We start from the raw sequence: 19923 nt of genomic DNA, 5'->3' as shown, positions 1-19923 counted from the left end.
ATTATGACCAACTTCTAAACTTTGCAGGTGGATTATAAAGTCCATCAGACCACTTAACTAGATCATCCATATTTTGAGCAGCAAGAAGTGATCTCTTAGCTTCACTACGATGAACACCTAAATCTTCTGGTAGAGCTACGATACCTTTAGCACGCAATTCTTTTAGTTGTTTAGGATTACTTCTCAAACCAACTGGTGTGACACCGGCAATAGCTTCAATCGCTGCTTGTCTTTCAGCCATACTGTCAGTCTTATACAAGTAAGCAATACCTTCTTCAGTAACGATATGTGTAGTATCTTCGCTATAAATCATGATTGGTACATTAGCCAATTTAGCTTCTTTTTGAACTTCTTCAGCATCCAAATGATCAACAAAGACTGGCTTCTTGTTTGAACCGAAAGTCTCAACCATTTGTACAACTAATTTTTGACCTTTACCCAATGGATCATCATCAGGACGTAAGCTTTGCCAAGCTGGTGTTGAATGACGACGGCCATGTGGATTACTACCCATGTTAGGAGCACCACCGAAACCAGATAGACGACCATTAGTTACGGTTGAAGAATTACCATATTTATCAATTTGTAATGTTGAACCAACGAACATATCCAAAGCATATTGACCGGCCATTTGACCAAAGGCACGGTTTGAACGCATACTACCGTCTTTACCAACGAAGAAAATATCAGGACGGTGAGCAATATAGTTTTCCATACCAACTTCGCCACCGAAACTATGAATAGTCTTGACCCAACCACTTTCAATTGCTGGAATCAAAGTTGGTGTAGGGTTAACTTCCCAATTAGGCACGATCTTACCTTTCAAACCTAATTGTTCACCATACGTTGGCAATAGGAGTTCAATTGCAGCAGTATTAAAACCAACACCATGGTTAACTGTTTGTACATTATGTTTTTCATAAATTCCACGAATTGCCATCATTCCCATAAGAATTTGTAATTCTGTGACATTTTGTGGATCTCTTGTAAATAGTGGCTCCAATTGATAAGGCTCGTCAGCAGGTACAACGATGTCGACCCAATCTCCAGGGATGTCAACACGAGGAACTTTATCAACAATTTCATTGGCTTGAACAATAACAATTCCGTCTTTGAATGCAGCTGATTCAACGATAACTGGTGTCTCTTCAGTATTAGCACCAGTGTAAAGATTACCATCACGGTCAACCTTATCAGCAGCAACTAAAACAACGTTAGGAATCAAGTCAACGTATAAACGAGCATATAATTCCAAATATGTATGAATATCACCGACTTCCATTGTTCCATCAGCAATCATTTGTGAAATTCTAGTACTTTGTGGTCCGGCAAATGAGAAGTCCAACTTCTTAGCAATGCCAGTTTCAAAAATATCCAAATGTTCTGGACGTGACACACTTGACATGATCATATGCAAATCATGTACTTTTTCGGGATCAACTGAAGCCAAAGTTTCAGATAAGAAACTAGCCTGTTTTTGATTGTCCCCTTCCAAAACGACCTTGTCGCCTGGTTTAATAATGCTTTCTAATAATGTCTTAGCATTTTCTGTTTTAACTAATTTACCATCCAAAAGTGATGAAATGCTTGCCATCTTAGCAACTTTGTTATCACGGTTTTGGGTCCAACTTCTATTAGCCATTGATTATCCTCTTTTCCATTTTTCTAACAAAAACTCAATATCATCAAGACTCATATTTTTCATGGTGATAGTTCTAAAATCAGGGAACTTACTCTTAACCAATTTGGTAAAAGTTTGTCCGGGTTGAACTTCTAATGTTGTATCAATACCTAGCTCTGACGCCACGTCCATCATTGTGTCCCAATAGACAGGATGAACGAGATTGTTGATCATATCGTATTTAACCTCTGTCACTTTTTTACTAGAGCGACCATTATAATTAGCTAAATACGTGCATTGCGGATCATGCAATTCTACTTTGGACAATTCTTTCTCCAAAACGTTAGCAACCTTTTGCATCAATGGAGAATGCGATGGCACAGGAACCTTCAATAAGACTGTCTTTTGCGCGCCATTATCCTTAGCGAGGGCTAAAACTTTGTTTATCCCTTCCAATGAACCCGAAATAACAGTTTGCAATTCCGAATTTTGATTAGAAGTGAAAACTGGTTGCTCTTCACTATTGATTTGGGTTACTAAAGTAGAAACTTCTTTTCTCGTTAAACCAACAATTGCACCCATGCCGTATCCACTTGGATATGACTTTTGCATCTCGGTTGAACGTAAATAAACAATCTTAATTGCATCATCTTCGCTAATAACTCCTGCCGCTACAGCAGCCGCAAAAATTCCTAGTGAGTGTCCGGCAACGGCATCAGGCTTTTGCTGGATTGCTTTTAATTGTCGAATATCAAATAATTGTAATAATAAAATTCCTAATTGAATCTGAATTGAATCTTGATAAGCTTCAGCCGTATCTTTCAATTCAATACCAGTTAGGGTTTTTACTCGTTGAATCATTTCCGGTGGGACTTCACTTAACATCCCACTTCTTTGACCACCTTGGCCTGGAAATATCCACAAGGTTTTGATAATTAATCACCTCCAACAATCCTTCTTATTGATCTCACAGATTCAGTATAATTGCCGATGTATAACATGTATAATATATAAAAAGCAAGATACTTAACCATTTGGTTATGAATGGAGCAAAATATGAATCTCAATCAATTAACTTATTTCGTTGTCGTCGCAAATCAAGAAAGCATCACTAAAGCCGCCAAAATCCTCTACGTCTCTCAACCAGCTGTCAGTAAAACCATCAAACAATTAGAGGATGAATTGAGCACGAAACTTTTTGACCGTACTGGTAGAACTTTGAAATTGAATCGAGCTGGCAAATTATTCTACAGTTACGTTAATGACAGTCTGGAAGAATTGAATCGTGGTATTTCAGCCGTTAAAGGTGGCTTGGATCAAACACAATATCCAATTTCACTATTAATGGAAGTTGCTTCACCTTTCATCCCTTCACTTGTTACTAGTATTCAAGAAAAATTCCCCAACGTTAGATTGAACATTGCTCAACATAACGTCAGGGAAACAGATTTTAAACAATTCGATTTTATTATTACTAGCACCCCTTTACAGGGATTGACTAATGTACCCGTTTTAAAGGAAGAAATTTTTGTTGGTTGGAATATCAATTATGGCTACAGTCAACATTTTATTAAACCAGAAGAACTCGTGTCAGAAAAAATGATTGGCCTTTCAGCAAACAATCCTTTGCGAGTGACCATCGATAAATATTTTTTAAAACGAGATATCACTTTGAACTATAAATATGAAGCTGATGACCCTGCAACAGTTAGAGGAATCATTGAAGCTGGTGTCGGTTTGAGCTTCATTCCTTCCGTCACTTGGCAAACAATCAGTTCCAAAGTTCAATTGGCTCGTCTAACACCTGATCCACTACAACGGACAATTTATCTCTGCTCACCTCATAAAAATCTGACAAATATTCAACGTGAAATCAGTAATGAACTGATCTTGATTTTCTTATCCTTCCAAAGATCCGAATTGAAAATTTAGTTGCATTTATTTTGGGATGAGAATATATTGAATCTAAGGATTTCCTTTTGTTGATCTCACAATTTTACAAGGGGAGATTTATCACATGAAAATAAAAAAGACATTACACCGAAGGCTGATATAGGTGACTATATGAAGGTCTTTGCCTGTACTGCCGTTATGATGCAGACTGTACTCAGTTTAGTTCTATCAACCAATCCCAGTTTTAGTTATCAAACTCCAATCGGAATTATCTACAATTTGGTGAAGTTTACAGCTCCAGCCTTTATATTTGGTATTTTATATACTACGACTAGAACTACTAATAAAAATACTTGGGGAGATTATGGTAGCTATTTGAAGAAACAATGGTCTGCTCTTTTTGTACCTACAATTTGGTGGACCCTCGCTTACTTATTGGTTTTTCCGGATGTTCAACAAGTTAATAAATTCAACAGTTTTGGCTCTTTTTGTTGGCATTTCATCAATGGAAACGCTGCTCCACACTTGTGGTATAACACCATGATGCTACAATTCATTATCCTAATGCCACTTTTTTGGGCTTTAGCTCACTGGATAAAAAACAACAATACTCGTGGTATTATCACAATTGTTTTAACCGTTATTCTCTTTGGTGCTTGGATTTACTTCTACGATGTCCAAGTCTTCCATGGTCCTCATGAACAAAGTTGGTACCTATTAGATAGAATCTTTATCAGTTTCGTAATTTATGGAATCTTCGGAGTTGTCGCTTGGATGTTTCGTGACAAATTTGAGAAGTTTCTTAAAAAAGCTTTTCCTATTTTAGTGATTTTACTTATCGCTGTCTTCTATTGGACTAACCGTGAATTATTTGCTTTCGGTTATCCAGTCAAATTAAGCAATGCTCCCTATTACAAACCATCGATGACTCTCTATGCTTTATTGGTTATTGGTCTAGTAGCTACGTTAGCCATTCGTCACATCAATACTGACTCTAAGGCCTTACCAGTTTTCCACTTCTTAGCTACTTATGCCTATCGAGCTTACTTATCTAACGTCTTCTGGCTCCAAATTATTTGGCGTTTAGGTAGTGGCTTCTTACCTCAAATCAATCCTATTGCAGCCATTATCATTTGCTATTTATTGACTTGGATATTATCATTCGCCTCAGCTTATACTTTCCATATTGTTTGGTCGAAGATTAAAAATATGATCACTAAACCTGCTGTTCAAACCGAAGTTAAATAATTATTTTTATTTCTTAAGCTTTGTTTGTTGACCCAATATTAATAGTATGCTAAATTAGCACTGTGCTATTAAGAGTGCTAATTAAAAACAGGAGGCATTTTAATGTTAGTTCCTACAGTTGTTGAACAAAGTTCTCGTGGCGAACGTGCCTACGATATTTACTCAAGATTATTAAAAGATAGAATCATTATGTTATCTGGTGAAGTTAACAGCCAAATGGCTAATACAGTTATCGCCGAATTACTATTCCTCGATGCTCAAGATTCAGATAAGGATATTTCCATGTATATCAACTCACCCGGTGGTTCAGTTACCGACGGATTAGCTATCATGGATACAATGAATTTCGTTAAGTCTGATATTCAGACAATTGCTACAGGTATGGCTGCATCAATGGCCAGTGTCCTATTGTCAGCAGGTACTAAGGGCAAGAGATTTGCTCTTCCAAATTCAACCGTTCTTATTCACCAACCATTAGGTGGAGCTCAAGGTCAACAAACAGAAATTGAAATTGCTGCTCAAGAGATCTTGAAGACAAGAAAGAGATTGAATCACATTTTGGCTGATAACTCAGGTCAAACATTTGAAAAACTTCAAAAGGATACTGATCGTGATAACTACATGACAGCCCAAGAAGCTAAAGATTATGGTTTGATTGACGAAATCATGACAAATAAAGCTGATAAGTAATTAGAGAGCGGAACAAACCCGTTTAGATTCTGAGCATTTGCAGGACTTTGCGAATTGACTGCGAAGCAGGCGGTTTGTGAAGTCAGGCAAAGCACAGGAATCTGGTTTGTGTAGCTCGTTTTAATTAGAGAGCGGAGTAAGCCTAAGCATTTGCCTAGCGTAGCTCGTTTCTACCATTCAGCATAGAACAACAATTATTTAGATCAGGACAAAACGTCCTGGTCTTTTTTTATCTCTCTGAAAGCGCTCTACATCAGGCATTCCATTGGACACCCCTTTTATTTTAGTCTATCCTTAAATTGTTCTTAGATTAAACAAAAGGGGTCTTTTTTATGAATAAGGGCGAAATCCAAAATAGCCTGGCTCGGAAGTTATTCATCATAACTTTGTTATCCGGGACCTTTACGATGTCGATCAGTCAGTCTTCACTTTCAACGGCTTATCCGACATTAATGAAATTCTTTGGCGTAACAGCACCAACGATTCAATGGTTAACAACGGGGTTTATGTTAATCATGTGTATCATGATGCCGATCAGTCCATGGTTATTAAACAATTTTTCGTTTAAAAAAATCTTTCTTAGCGTTGTTGGTATTTTTGCAATTGGTACCTTAATTATCATCGTGGCACCAAACTTTCCAATGGCTATGCTGGGAAGAGCTCTAGAAGCAATTGGTGTAGGTGTTTTGTTCCCATCGTTCCAGTCCGTCCTACTGACCATCACGCCTGAGAGTAAACGTGGCGCCACAATGGGATACGCTGGTTTGGTCATGGGTTCTGCTTTAGCTTCAGGTCCTATTATTTCCGGTATTGTCCTAAACTTTTTACAATGGCAAGGACTTTTCGTCATCTTCTTATTGATCATGATTATTATCTTTATCAGTGCTCTCTTCAATATCAAAGATGTTATGCCTCGTCACAAAGCTAGTCTTGACCTTATTTCAACAATTTATCTACTTGGTATTATCGGGTTACTTTATGTTGTTAATCAGGCTGGTAGTACTAGAAGCTTCTCAACTAACTTAATTATTCTCTTAGTTATCAGTATTATTTTGACCGTTCTCTTCATACATCGTCAATTAACTAAAGATAAGCCTCTACTAGATTTAAAAGTTATGAAGAACTTCAACTTTGACTTGGCTGTCTTATTGACCGGTTTCTCATATATTTCCTTAATTGTTGTAACAATCATCTATCCACTTTATTATCAAAATATTTTATATGTTTCAGTTCTAATGTCTGGTTTAGCGTTAGTACCACCAGCTATTGTTCTAAGTATTTTGAATCCTCTTACTGGTAAGTTAGCCGATAAGATTGGATTCAAAGCCACCTTAATTTCAGGAATGTCGATGATTGTTATTGGCTGGTTCCTACTCTTCATTCTCCATACTAAATTAGGTATTCTGCCAATGATTCTAATCGCTATCTTAATTGAAGGTGGTAATGCCTTCGTTATGATGCCTGCCACAACTTTAGGTGGTAACTCTCTATCAGAAGAGTTAATTCCTCATGGAACAGCAATTATAACGACTGTTAGACAATTACTCGGTTCATTAGGTGTCAGTCTTGCCACTTTGATTCTAGTTTCAACTAATCAAAAACATCATTTACCCGCCAATAACGGACTAATTGGCTTTCAACATGTCTTTGCCTTCTTCTTCGGCATGGCGGTTATCGGTTTTATCTTTGCTTTATTGATTAAAAATCATAAAAAGAATAACGCATAAAATTAAATTCTTAACATAGCAAAATAGTCTTCACATCAACCACTTTGATTGGTCGATATGAAGACTATTTTTTATACTCTGGCTGTTTCAGCCAATTCATTTAACTTACGTAAACGGTGATTGATTCCTGATTTAGAGATAGGACCACTTGGTACCATCTCTCCTAGTTCCTTCAAAGAAACTTCTGGATTTTCTAAACGTAAAACTGCAATTTCACGTAATTTATCTGGTAAGGAATCCAATCCTACTGTTGCCTGTAAATGTTTAATATTATCAATTTGACGTTCAGCCGCTGCCACGGTCTTATTGATATTAGCATTCTCGCAATTAACCAAACGATTAACCGAGTTTCTCATATCACGCACAATTCGAATATCTTCAAACTTCAACATTGAGTTAGTTGCCCCAATTAATTGAAGAAAATCAGCAATTTTTTCAGCCTCTTTTAGATAAACAATATAGCCGTTACGACGCTTGGTAGTCCGAGCATTCAAATGAAAATAATTCATCATTTGAGCAATTCCTTCATTATGTGTTTCATATAATGAGTAAATTTCCAAATGATATCTGGAAGTCTCAGGGTTATTCACACTTCCAGTAGCCAAAAAGGCTCCTCTTAGATATGAGCGCATCCGTTGATCTTCGTTTAAAACTTCTTCAGGTACATCGGTATTAATCGACAAACCTGATTCATCCAAAATATCTAAATCCGTAAGTACACGATTAGTATCATATTTCAAACGTACAAGATATTGATTATTTTTCTTTAATTTCATCTTTTTTCGCACAAGTAATTCTGATTCAATTCCATACTTTTGCTTAATCAAAGAAAAAATTCTTCGTGCAATAGCGGCGTTCTCAGTTTGTGCGGTTAAGACGAAATGATGATTTTGTAAACTTAATGAGCCATTCATTCTCAACAATGCCGATAATTCTACTCGAGCATGTTCGGGATGGACGACTAATTTTGTGAGTTCCTGCTTGACCTCACTTGCATATGAAACCACTAACGTCTCACCTCATTTTTTCTATTACCAGATTGTAAGGCTAAATTGATTATTTCCTCAGCAACCTTTTCACCATCATGGAAGGAACCTTGATCGTGCAACGACAAGAAATCATCTTGCACAACCTTGCATCCCATTTTTCTTAAACCTTGAAAATCTGTTTCTACCTGATTGACATACTCGTCATACTTCTTATGATCCATATAACCATCAGGAATTTCTCTTGTATTAACCAGTACCGTGTCAATAAAATTACCACCCAAATGGCGATTTAAAACGCGGACATGATCAGCATCTGTAAAACCTTCAGTTTCACCAATTTGTGTCATGATATTACAAATATAAACAACCTCAGCTGAAGTTTGTTTAACAGCTTCACCGATATCTTTAATCATCAAGTTAGGTAGAATACTTGTAAATAAACTACCAGGGCCCAAAACAACCACATCAGCTTGCATAATTGAAGCAATAACTGAAATAACTGACTTTGGTTCTTCTTTTGGATTATCAGAATCCGTGACCCAAACACGTTTAACATGTTTTCCTGAGTGAGTAATCTCATGTTCACCAGCTAATTTAGTTCCATCTGTAAATTCCGCATGTAACGTCAATTTAGTATTACTTGCTGGAAAAACATGACCATCAACTTTCATCATTTTAGATAGTTCTTGAACAGCGTCAAAAATGTTAGGTGACATCTCAGTCAAAGCAGCGATAATTAAATTACCGATCGCATGACCTGAGAAGAAATCATCATTACTCTTAAAGCGATATTGGAAAACATCCATATCAACCTTAGGCAAATCAGATAGTGATGCTAAAACATTTCGAATATCCCCAGGAGGGACAACGTTAATATAGTCACGAATAATACCAGATGATCCCCCATCATCGGCTACAGTAACAATCGCAGTGATATTAGCATCCATTTTTCTTAAACTACTTAATACAACTGGTAAACCAGTTCCCCCACCTATAACTACAACCTTTGGACGACGTCCTTTAACAACTCGAACTATCCTATTTTCGGCCATCTTCGATTACCTTCTTCTGAGATTTTTCCATGTCACGATGAGTTATATCAACGTAGTACTTCTTCTTCAAGTCAGTACCTAGACGTTGGGCAATTGCAACTGATCGATGTTGCCCACCGGTACAGCCAATTGCAATCGTTAAACTAGTTTTACCTTCTTTTTCATATCCAGGAATAATATCCTTCAATAATCCTGAAAACTTATCATAAAAATTCTTTGTCTCTGGATCATCCATAACATAATCATAAACAGGTTTATCCACACCTGTTTGTGTTTTCAATTCTTTGATGTAAAATGGATTCTTTAAAAACCTGACATCCATTACTATATCGGCATCAATTGGCAAACCATATTTAAAACCAAATGACATTACTTCAATATGAAAGGTTGGTACTCCAGACGACTCTTGAAAGTTATCAAAAATCTCTTCACGTAATTGACGTGGAGTTAAATCTGTTGTATCAATTTCAACTGACGCACGACCTTTGATTTCTGACAAAAGTTCTCGTTCTTTTTCGATACCATCAAGTAGACGACCTTCCATTGCAAGCGGATGACTTCTACGAGTTTCTTTATAACGGGAAACTAATTCCTCATCTGATGCGTTCAAGAAGAGAATCTTCATATCAACTTTTTGGTGTTTTTCTTGTTCATCTTCATCAACTTGTGACAACATTGAGAAAATCTCATCATAAAAAGCACGTGATCTAATGTCGACAACTAAAGCTACTTTTTTAATAGTTCCTGATTCATGAACTAATTCCCAAAACTTAGGAAGTAGATTAGGTGGCATGTTATCAATACAAAAATAACCTAAATCTTCAAAAGATTGCATGGCGACAGTTTTACCTGCACCACTCATTCCGGTTACTATAACTAAATTCAGCGTATCTTTTGCCATTTTGCACCTCACATTCCATATAAGCATAACATAACGAGCCAGGCGTGTCAGTTTTGGAGAAGAAAAGATAAAAATATTTTTTATTGCTAAATTGCGATAAAATTAAACCAATTAGAGGGGGATATTTTATGGATACAGTTTTCTTAGTACTGCTATTAGTTGCAGCCGTTGTGCTTGCCAACATTGTTCAGTGGAAATTAAATAATATTCCGATTGCATTCATCCAAATTGCAGCTGGACTATTATTATCTTTTCTACCTTTTTACAAACATTTCGAATTAGAACCGGAAATCTTTTTACTTGTTATCATTTCGGCACTAATGTTTAATGACGGACAACACACTAGTTTGTCCCGATTAACACATCAAGTCGGTACCACTTTTTCTTTGGCAGTGGAACTAGCAATTATTTCTATTTTAATCGTTGGTTTCGTGACCCACTTGATCATTCCTAGTATGCCATTAGCACTTGCCTTTGCTTTGGGAGCTATTATCACGCCAACTGATGCCGTTGCTGTTGGTTCTATTACAAATAATATGCTTGTACCAACCGAGGTTATGGGTACTCTGGAAAATGAATCGCTCTTCAATGATGCTTCAGGTATCGTTGCCTTAAACTTAGCCATCAGTGCTGCTGTTACAGGACAATTTTCTCTGCTTAATGGAATTGGTAACTTTTTCTATGTCTTCTTTGGAGGAATTATTTTAGGCGGTATTTTAGGAGTTATTATTGTTTCAATTCGTCTAAGATTGATTAATATGCATGTGGATGCTCCTTCAGTCATGGTTCCTTTCACCCTATTGACACCCTTTGTCGTTTATTTAATTGCTGAAGCCATTGGTGTATCAGGAATTTTAGCTGTGGTTGTTACAGGATTAATGCACGGTATTCAACAGAATCGTCTCCGTCTAACTAGTTCACGTCTGCAAATCGTTATGACTAGTACTTGGAATGTTTTCTCTAGTATTCTAAATGGCATTGTCTTTGTTTTATTAGGAATGTCATTGCCAAGTGTTATTCAAAATCTGCATCAACATGATGCTAGTTCAGTTGGCATTCTGTTAGGAGTCGGTATTCTGCTTTATATTATTATGACTGCTTTAAGATACTTCTGGACTAATTGGGGCTTTGCTTCCATTCGAGCCTGGGATAAGAAAGAAAAACACGCTAATAGTATCGTTATGGCTTATAGTGGTGTTCATGGAACTATTACCTTAGCTATGGCCTTCTCGCTACCATTAACATTGAATGGACAAACTTTCCCATATCGTAATGATATTATCTTTGTAGCTGCAGTTGTTATCTTAACTAGCTTATTAGTTCCAACTTTAGTTCTACCAAGGTTATTACCTCCTCAAGTTTCTAAATATACTGAAGATGAATTAGCCAAAGTTAAAGGACAGATGGTTGATAATGCTATCGTCACCCTCCAAACACATCACGACAGTTCTACTAGTATTGGTCGAGTAGTAAATATTCTTGATGGTCAACGTACGATTGACGGACATATCGATAAAAACAAATTAACAATCATCTTCGACAACTGCTTTGAATTAGAGCAACAAACTATAGATGAAATGTTAAGTAACGGTGAGATATCTGAACAAAGTGCTGACCTATACATGCGAGTGGCACGTAGAACTGTTTTACAATATCAAAACAGTTTTCGTCAAAGACTTCTGCTCTTCTTACGTTTCCATGTTGTAGAAAAATTATCATTAAACAAAACAGCTCGTAAACGTCGTAAAATGTATCATAAGATGCAATCGCAACGTAAGAATATCAGTCGTGAACAAATGCTAAAACGTAATCGCAAGCTTTGGGATAAAATGGCTGAAGTTGAAAAGAAACCTTATCTTAAAATCACTAGTTATCTTAATCAAAGTTTAGTGAATGATAATGGCAACAATCGTGAAATTAGTATTGTCCGTCGGGCTTATGATGAAAGACATCGTCGTTTGGTTGGCCGTGATCATTATGAGAATGACCAAAACGAACTCTTGATTGAAGCCTTTCAACAAGAGAATACTTATATTCAAAATTTAATCTCAACTAAGGAAATTAGTCGTGAATTAGGTGGAGCGCTTTACGAACAAATTTCAACTGATCAATTGGTTTACTTACAATCTCTGAATGAAGAATAACCAAAAAGCAGGTATCTACTAGAATTAATATCTAGTAAATACCTGCTTTTTATCTATTTAGCATCTTTAGTACGTTTAGTATCACGTTCCAAAATCGGTTTCAAATATTGACCAGTATAGCTGTCCTTTACATCAGCCAATTCTTCAGGTGTTCCGGTACCAACAATTGTACCTCCACCTTCACCGCCTTCAGGTCCAAGATCAATTAACCAGTCGGCTGATTTAACAACATCTAAGTTATGTTCAATAACCAAGACAGTATTACCTTCATCAACTAAGCGTTGCAGAACACCTAAAAGACGCTTGATATCATCAGTATGCAAACCAGTTGTAGGTTCATCTAAGATATAGAAGTTCTTACCGTTAGATTTCTTATAGAGTTCGGAAGCCAATTTCATTCTTTGAGCTTCACCACCGGACAATTGGGTAGCCGATTGTCCTAATGAAACATAACCTAACCCTACATCTTGAATTGTTTGCAACTTACGTTTGATCTTTGGAATATTGCTGAAGAAGTCCAAAGCTTCAGAGACCTTCATATCAAGTACTTGAGCAATATTCTTACCTTTATAAGTTACTTCCAAAGTTTCAGAGTTATAACGTGTTCCATGACAAACTTCGCATGGTACGTAAACATCAGGCAAGAAATTCATTTCAATTTTAATAATTCCATCACCACGACAATTTTCGCAGCGGCCACCCTTAATGTTGAAAGAGAATCTTCCCTTCTTGTAGCCACGCAATTTAGCCTCATTTGTCTGAGCAAATAAATCACGGATATCGTCAAAGACACCAGTATATGTGGCTGGATTACTTCTTGGTGTACGTCCAATAGGACTTTGATCAATAGCAATCATCTTTTCCAAATTCTCGTAACCCGTAATTTTCTTATACTTACCAGGTTTCTCAGAATTATGATTCATCTTCTGAGCCAAAGCACGTTTTAAGATCATATTGACCAAAGTAGATTTACCTGAACCAGAAACACCAGTCACAACGATAAACTTACCCAATGGGAATTTAACATTCAACTTCTTTAAATTATTCTCTTGTGCACCATAGACTTCAACAAATTCACCATTACCAGCACGACGTTCCAAAGGCACTGGAATGAATTTCTTTCCTGCCAAATATTGACCAGTCAATGATTTAGGATCCTTTTCTACTTCACTAGGAGTTCCGGCAGCAACAATTTGTCCACCATTTTCACCAGCACCAGGACCGACATCGATTAGATAATCGGCAGCACGCATTGTGTCCTCATCGTGTTCGACCACGATCAAAGTATTTCCAAGATCACGCATCTTTTTCAAGGAGTTGATCAAACGATCGTTATCACGTTGGTGCAATCCAATTGAAGGTTCATCCAGAATATACATTACTCCAGATAAATTAGAACCAATTTGTGTAGCCAAACGAATTCTTTGAGCTTCACCACCAGATAAAGTTCCAGCCGAACGAGACAATGACAAATATTCCAAACCAACGTTAATCAAGAAACTAAGACGATCCTTAACTTCCTTCAAAATAGGTTTTGCAATAACTGTATTTTGTTCACCAAATTTAACTGCTTTAAAGAATGGAAGTTCATCTTTGATTGACATATCAGAAACTTCAGCAATATCCTTACCCTCAACTTTAACAGCCAAAGCCTGACGATTTAATCGTTTACCATGACAAACAGGACATTTCAATTCGGTCATGTATTTTCTCATAACTTCACGTGTAAAATCACTATTAGTTTCATGATAACGACGATTGATGTTAGGAATAACTCCTTCAAATGGAACATCAACGTCACGTACACCACCAAAATCATTCTCATAATGAAAGTGGAAAGTTTTACCATCAGAACCATTTAGAATAATATCCTGATCTTTTTGAGGTAATTTCTCAAATGGTGTATTCATATCAATATTAAATTCTTTAGCAGCCTGGGCTAACATTTCTGGATAATATTGTGAACTGATTGGATTCCAAGGTTCAATAGCCCCTTCAGCTAAAGTTTTACTCTGATCTGGAATAACCAAATCAAGGTCGACTTCTAGCTTAATACCTAAGCCATCACAATTCTCACAGGCACCAAATGGTGCGTTGAATGAGAATAAACGTGGTTCCAACTCTCCAACTGTGAATCCACAAAGAGGACAAGCATTCTTTTCTGAGAAAACCATCATATCTGAACCAATGACATCAACATTCATATAACCATCAGATAGTCTCAAAGCTGCTTCAACTGAATCGAACAAACGTGACTTGATGTGGTCATTGATAACAATTCGGTCAACCACAACGTCAATACTGTGTTTCTTATTCTTATCCAATTCAATGTCTTCACTGACGTCGTGAATTTCACCATCAACACGGATACGAACATAACCTTGTTTCTTAATTTGATTCAAGGCTTTTTTGTGTTGACCTCTCTTAGCACGAACAACTGGTGAAAGAACTTGTAACTTAGTACCATCATCCAACTTCAAAATAGCATCAACCATTTGTTGAGCTGATTGACTGGTAATTTTAGTACCATCATTTGGACAAATCGGTGTTCCCACACGAGCCCACAATAAACGTAAATAATCATTTATTTCTGTAACTGTTCCTACAGTTGAACGAGGATTCTTTGAAGTCGTTTTTTGATCAATTGAAATAGCAGGACTTAATCCATCAATCGAATCAACATCTGGCTTATCCATTTGTCCCAAAAATTGGCGAGCATATGAAGATAAACTTTCAACATAACGTCTTTGACCTTCGGCATAGAGTGTATCAAAAGCCAAAGAACTTTTACCTGAACCAGATAAGCCAGTCATGACAACTAACTTATCACGAGGAATAGTTACATCGATGTCCTTTAAATTATGTGCACGTGCACCATGAATAACAATTTTATCATTTAACATTCTATTTCATTTCCGCCTTTAATTCCAAAATCGTATCACGTAAATTAGCAGCAGCCTCGAAGTCTAATTTCTTGGCAGCAGATTCCATTTGTTCATTTAAGTTAGCAAGAAGTTCTTCACGCTCCTTCTTACTCATATCCTTAAAGTCGATATCATCATCAATCTTCTCTGTCTCAGAAGAAGAGTTATCAACTTTCTGGAACATTGAAATAGCATCCCGAATTGGTTTAACAATTGTCTTAGGTGTTACATTATGTTCCTCATTGAATTTCATCTGTAATTTACGACGACGTGCAGTTGCATCAATCGCCCCACGCATTGAATCTGTGATTGAATCAGCATACATAATAACTTTACCATGTTCATTACGTGATGCACGTCCAATAATCTGGACTAATGAACGTTCAGCTCTTAAGAAGCCTTCCTTATCAGCATCCAATATGGCAATTAGGGAAACTTCTGGAACATCAATACCTTCACGAAGCAAATTGATTCCAATTAGAACGTCAAATTTACCTAATCGTAAATCACGAATAATTTTCGTTCGTTCCAAAGTCTTAATATCACTATGCAAATATCTAACTTTAATACCTAAATCTTTAAAGTAGTCCGTCAAATCCTCAGCCATTTTCTTCGTCAAGGTGGTTACAAAGACTCTTTCATGCTTAGCTACTCGATCATTGATCTCACCAACCAAATCATCGATCTGTCCCATAATTGGACGTACTTCGATTTTTGGATCCAATAGACCTGTTGGACGAATAATCTGTTCAGCCTTGTTATCTGTTCTCTCTAACTCATAAGGACCAGGTGTAGCTGATACATACAAAATTCGATTAACATGTTTTTCAAATTCTTCCAGTTTCAAAGGACGATTATCCAAAGCACTAGGCAAACGGAAACCATAATCAACTAACTGTTGCTTTCTGGCACGGTCGCCATTATACATTCCACGAATCTGTGGCATGGTAACGTGAGACTCATCAATCATAATATTGAAATCTTTAGGGAAGAAATCTAGCAAAGTAAATGGTGGTTCACCTTCAGCTCGACCCTCCATATGACGAGAATAATTCTCAATACCTGAGGTGTAACCCATCTCACGCATCATTTCAATATCATATTCGGTTCTCTGTTTGATACGTTGAGCCTCTAATAATTTACCTTCTTTAGTAAATTTATCAACTTGAATATCCATCTCGTCTTTAATACGTTTCAAAGCTTCATCCATTTTGGAATCACTGATCATAAAGTGAGTAGCCGGGAAAATACCAATATGATCCATTGAACCTTTAATTTCACCAGTCAAGGCATCCATTTCGATAATTCGATCAATTTCATCACCGAAAAATTCCACACGAATGGCATTATCATCACGGGAAGCTGGAAAAATATCAACGACATCCCCACGGACACGAAATCTTCCACGTTGAAAGTCAATATCGTTACGTTCAAATTGATTATCAACTAATTCTTCCAACAGAGTATCACGAGCAAGCTGCTGACCAACTCGTAAAGAAATAATACTGTCGGCATATTCTCTAGGATCACCTAAACCGAAAATACATGAAACAGAGGCAACTACAATAACATCATTACGTTCCAAAAGTGAACTAGTAGCTGAATGACGAAGCTTATCAATTTCATCATTGATACTAGAATCCTTTTCAATATACGTATCACTAGATGGCACATAGGCTTCTGGTTGATAGTAATCATAGTAACTTACAAAGTATTCAACCGCATTATTAGGGAAAAATTCTTTAAACTCACCATATAACTGTCCCGCCAACGTTTTATTATGAGAAATAATCAATGTTGGTTTATTTAAATTCTTGATGACATTAGCCATTGTAAATGTCTTACCAGTACCAGTAGCACCCTCAAGAATAACTTCCTTGTCACCAGCTTTGAAATCTTTAGTAATCGTATCGATTGCTTGAGCTTGATCCCCAGCAGGTGAATACTTAGAAACCAAATCAAATTTATTATCAGTAACTCTATCTATCACGGATTAATTTACCCCCTTTGAGCTAAAAAAAACACCTAACTCTCGTACACGAATTAGATGTAATTGATGTCAGACTTATTACGCTGGCTCTATATTACCATAGCGAACATATTTTCGCCATAATTTAATTTTCATTTACTAAGCGTGGCAACATCAAGAAAATTATTAATCCAATGAAGAATAAAATACTTAATGAAGCAGCGCCAATTGTGGATTTTCCCGTAATCTGCGTAACAATACCAACTAAAACTGGACCCATCACAGCTGAGAATTTCCCTAAAATATTATAAAAGCCAAAGAATTCACTTCCGGATTTTTTAGGAATCAACTTTCCAAAATATGAACGGCTCAAAGCTTGAATACCACCTTGACTAGTACCAACCAAAACGGCCAAGATCCAAAAATCTTTTGCGGTAGTCAATTTCAAAGCATATAAACAAATACCAAGATACAAAACAATTCCTAAAAGAATTCCTGCTCTGGTAGAAACTTTATTAGCAAACCAACCATATAAAATGGAGAATGGAAAAGCTACTAACTGAACGACCAACAAAACAAGCATTAAGGTAGTCGTATTAATTCCCATATCCATACCGATTGAAGTAGCCATTGTAAAAATGGTGTCTACTCCATCAATATAGAAGAAATAGGCTACTAAGAACCAAGCTGCAGCTTTATACTTTCTCAAATGAGTAATAGTCTTCCAGACACGCTTGAAACTTGATGTAACGGGATGTGGATTCTCTGGTAGTGAATATACTTGTTGGACGTTTTTCAACAATGGAATGAAGAAAATAATCCACCAGATAGCCGCTAGAAGAAAACTCCAACGCGCTACACCATAACTCGATAGCATACCAAATCCACTTGTTAGTTGTAGAACCAAAAATAAAATAAAGGCTACAACCCCACCTAAATAACCGTAAGCATACCCATTTGAGGAAAGAGTATCCATTTCCTCATTGCTGGCAACATCAGTTAAAAAACTATCGTAAAACAAGTTTCCGGCCGAATAACCAATTATCGACAGGATATACACACCTAGCAATAATTGCCATTGACTCGATGGCACCAAGGCTAACCCAAATGTCATAATAATTCCTAAAAATGAAAAGTAGTTCATTAATCGCTTTTTGTGATGTGGATAATCTGCTAAAGCACCTAGAACGGGAGCCAAAATAGAAACTAACAATGTTCCAAAACTATTGGCATACCCCCAAAAAGCTGTTGCATTAGCCGCCGAAACTCCTGAACTTTGCGCTACTGATTTGAAATAAACTGGTAACACCGCTGTTGTAACGATAATCCCATAACCAGAATTAGCCCAGTCATAAAAGATCCAGCTCCACTGCTTCTTATTAAACCTCATAAAATTCCTCTATTCTAATCGATAAATACATCCTCAATACTATTTCCAGCTATTGGTGCATCAAACTTTAAACCTAATAACTTAGCAAAAGTTGGTGCTTCGTCTACCAAATTAGCCTTTTCGACTGTATGATTTTTTTCAATCATCGGTCCATTAAAAATCAAGGTTGTTTTGTAGCCTGGTTTTTGAGGATGATAGCCATGAACGCCTCGATATCGGTCAGTATCCCCCATCATTTCAGGAAGTACTTGTTCTACAACATTAGGACGATCACTTTCATCAGTAAAGTAATAGCCGGCTTTAGCCTCAACCATCAAAGTACAGTTAGGGTCTGCACCCATAGCTGCGGCCTCTCGTGATGAATAAATTTTTTCCACACCTTCAACACCGGAAATCAATTCCCTCAAACGTTGAATTTGATCAAAATTTTTAGTGTAGATATAAGTCGAGCCATCACAAGTTTTAGCCATTACTGACCAATCTTTTTTGAAAGTTTGATCTTTAATTGGCGTTAACCAACCTCTTTTCGCAAACAAAGTGTTCAAATGAATCATCTTGTCAACGTTAATTTGGTAATGATCTCCCAAGATAACAAAGTTAGTATCATCAAAAGTTCCAGCCTCTTTAGTAGCGTCAATAACTTGTTTTACATGATTGTCCAAACGATGCAAAGCTTTCATAGCATCTTCAGAACGAACTCCATATCGATGGCGCATACTGTCCATATCAACTAAATGTAACAACATTAAATTAGGTTGTTTGTTCTTAACCGTATCAACTGCACATGCTGTAATAAAATCATCCAAAGCCGGTTGTTTGATACCGTTACGTAATTTTCCATATTTCTTATCCATTTCTAAAATGAATAATGGTGAACTAGCTTTCAATGAAACCAAAACCTGATTAGTCCAAATTCGATTAGGAAAAATTTCGGCCAAATTGTAATCAATTTTACTACCGGCTGTAACAGGCCAAAGAAAAGCAGCTGTTTTAAATCCCTTTTTCCGTGCTAAATCATAAAGTGTTGTTGATCTAACGTCTTTTTGATACCAGTACCAATCAGGTGATCGACGATTAGGTTGTATCTTAGTATTGTTTACAATTCCATGAACGCTTGGATATTGACCAGTGATAATAGTCGTATGTGAAGGATAGGTTAAAGTTGGATAAATTCCTTGAACTTTTTTGACCCAAGTTCCCCCATGTACTAATTTGCTCAGTGTTGGCAATTCATCGAGATGTTCATCAATATCTCTAAATCCCAGAGAATCAAGCGAAATAATGACTAGATGTTGATTTGTTGACAATTCCTTCTCCTCTTTTCACAAACTACATGAAAATATTATATCGCAGTTGAGAAAGACTTGTAACGAAA

The 19923-nt window shown here is 36.7% G+C and carries 14 protein-coding genes; 5 read left to right on the top strand and 9 right to left on the bottom strand.

All coding sequences use genetic code 11. The features are described 5' to 3' along the window. Position 1: 1 nt before the first annotated feature. Entirely contained in the window at positions 2–1642 is a 1641-nt protein-coding gene (mdcA, locus tag ATN92_RS06840; protein WP_056953977.1) for a malonate decarboxylase subunit alpha, read from the bottom strand. A gap of 3 nt (positions 1643–1645) precedes the next feature. After that, positions 1646–2545 (bottom strand): ACP S-malonyltransferase, encoded by a 900-nt coding sequence (locus tag ATN92_RS06835; RefSeq protein ID WP_082604575.1) that lies wholly within the window; start codon positions 2543–2545, stop codon positions 1646–1648. Positions 2546–2677: 132 nt separating this feature from the next. On the opposite strand from ATN92_RS06835, the gene ATN92_RS06830 reads away from it, so the two are divergent. The 4 genes from ATN92_RS06830 (at position 2678) to ATN92_RS06815 (ending at position 7179) form a co-directional block, all read left to right on the top strand. Beyond that, the gene (locus ATN92_RS06830; protein WP_056953976.1) at positions 2678–3553 is read left to right on the top strand and encodes a LysR family transcriptional regulator; all 876 of its coding nucleotides are present in this window, start codon (positions 2678–2680) and stop codon (positions 3551–3553) included. A 132-nt stretch (positions 3554–3685) separates the two neighbouring features. Then, positions 3686–4762 (top strand): acyltransferase family protein, encoded by a 1077-nt coding sequence (locus ATN92_RS06825; RefSeq protein ID WP_056953975.1) that lies wholly within the window; start codon positions 3686–3688, stop codon positions 4760–4762. A gap of 102 nt (positions 4763–4864) precedes the next feature. After that, positions 4865–5452 (top strand): ATP-dependent Clp protease proteolytic subunit, encoded by a 588-nt coding sequence (locus tag ATN92_RS06820; protein WP_025085087.1) that lies wholly within the window; start codon positions 4865–4867, stop codon positions 5450–5452. Positions 5453–5784: 332 nt separating this feature from the next. Then, positions 5785–7179, top strand: a complete 1395-nt coding sequence (locus ATN92_RS06815) for a DHA2 family efflux MFS transporter permease subunit (RefSeq protein ID WP_056953974.1) — start codon at positions 5785–5787, stop codon at positions 7177–7179. 71 nt (positions 7180–7250) lie between these two features. Here the strand turns inward: ATN92_RS06815 and whiA are convergent, their stop codons facing one another. Genes whiA through rapZ form a run of 3 tightly spaced genes read right to left on the bottom strand, consistent with a single transcriptional unit; the run spans position 7251 to position 10121 of the window. Continuing rightward, positions 7251–8186, bottom strand: coding sequence for a DNA-binding protein WhiA (gene whiA, locus ATN92_RS06810; protein ID WP_025085089.1), 936 nt, complete (start codon positions 8184–8186; stop codon positions 7251–7253). Next, a complete protein-coding gene (locus tag ATN92_RS06805; protein WP_056953972.1) occupies positions 8186–9220 on the bottom strand; it encodes a gluconeogenesis factor YvcK family protein in 1035 nt (344 codons plus the stop codon). Before ATN92_RS06805 ends, whiA begins: the two co-directional genes overlap by 1 nt. After that, positions 9207–10121, bottom strand: coding sequence for an RNase adapter RapZ (gene rapZ, locus ATN92_RS06800; protein WP_056953970.1), 915 nt, complete (start codon positions 10119–10121; stop codon positions 9207–9209). The genes ATN92_RS06805 and rapZ overlap by 14 nt, the downstream gene beginning before the upstream one ends. Before the next feature lie 128 nt (positions 10122–10249). Between rapZ and ATN92_RS06795 the strand changes: the two genes are divergently transcribed. Further along, positions 10250–12265 (top strand): cation:proton antiporter, encoded by a 2016-nt coding sequence (locus ATN92_RS06795; protein ID WP_056953967.1) that lies wholly within the window; start codon positions 10250–10252, stop codon positions 12263–12265. Positions 12266–12318: 53 nt separating this feature from the next. On the opposite strand, the gene uvrA is transcribed toward ATN92_RS06795, so the two are convergent. The 4 genes from uvrA to ATN92_RS06775 all read right to left on the bottom strand — a co-directional run bounded on the left by uvrA (position 12319) and on the right by ATN92_RS06775 (position 19855). Continuing rightward, positions 12319–15168 (bottom strand): excinuclease ABC subunit UvrA, encoded by a 2850-nt coding sequence (uvrA, locus tag ATN92_RS06790; protein WP_056953965.1) that lies wholly within the window; start codon positions 15166–15168, stop codon positions 12319–12321. A 1-nt stretch (position 15169) separates the two neighbouring features. Beyond that, positions 15170–17179 (bottom strand): excinuclease ABC subunit UvrB, encoded by a 2010-nt coding sequence (gene uvrB, locus ATN92_RS06785; protein ID WP_056953963.1) that lies wholly within the window; start codon positions 17177–17179, stop codon positions 15170–15172. A 124-nt stretch (positions 17180–17303) separates the two neighbouring features. Continuing rightward, positions 17304–18548 (bottom strand): MFS transporter, encoded by a 1245-nt coding sequence (locus ATN92_RS06780; protein ID WP_056953961.1) that lies wholly within the window; start codon positions 18546–18548, stop codon positions 17304–17306. 14 nt (positions 18549–18562) lie between these two features. Continuing rightward, positions 18563–19855 carry an alkaline phosphatase family protein gene (locus tag ATN92_RS06775; RefSeq protein WP_056953959.1) on the bottom strand — a complete coding sequence of 431 codons (1293 nt, stop codon included), beginning with the start codon at positions 19853–19855 and terminating at the stop codon, positions 18563–18565. Positions 19856–19923 lie beyond the last annotated feature (68 nt).

The sequence above is a fragment of the Companilactobacillus bobalius genome, assembly GCF_009764355.1.
This window is presented reverse-complemented; position numbering and strand designations above follow the sequence as displayed.

Bases quoted from the DNA above. Each gene is read 5' to 3' on its own strand.
- mdcA (WP_056953977.1), bottom strand. From the start codon at position 1,642: ATGGCTAATAGAAGTTGGACCCAAAACCGTGATAACAAAGTTGCTAAG.
- ATN92_RS06830 (WP_056953976.1), top strand. From the start codon at position 2,678: ATGAATCTCAATCAATTAACTTATTTCGTTGTCGTCGCAAATCAAGAA.
- ATN92_RS06825 (WP_056953975.1), top strand. From the start codon at position 3,686: ATGAAGGTCTTTGCCTGTACTGCCGTTATGATGCAGACTGTACTCAGT.
- ATN92_RS06820 (WP_025085087.1), top strand. From the start codon at position 4,865: ATGTTAGTTCCTACAGTTGTTGAACAAAGTTCTCGTGGCGAACGTGCC.
- ATN92_RS06815 (WP_056953974.1), top strand. From the start codon at position 5,785: ATGAATAAGGGCGAAATCCAAAATAGCCTGGCTCGGAAGTTATTCATC.
- ATN92_RS06805 (WP_056953972.1), bottom strand. From the start codon at position 9,220: ATGGCCGAAAATAGGATAGTTCGAGTTGTTAAAGGACGTCGTCCAAAG.
- rapZ (WP_056953970.1), bottom strand. From the start codon at position 10,121: ATGGCAAAAGATACGCTGAATTTAGTTATAGTAACCGGAATGAGTGGT.
- ATN92_RS06795 (WP_056953967.1), top strand. From the start codon at position 10,250: ATGGATACAGTTTTCTTAGTACTGCTATTAGTTGCAGCCGTTGTGCTT.
- uvrA (WP_056953965.1), bottom strand. From the start codon at position 15,168: ATGTTAAATGATAAAATTGTTATTCATGGTGCACGTGCACATAATTTA.
- ATN92_RS06780 (WP_056953961.1), bottom strand. From the start codon at position 18,548: ATGAGGTTTAATAAGAAGCAGTGGAGCTGGATCTTTTATGACTGGGCT.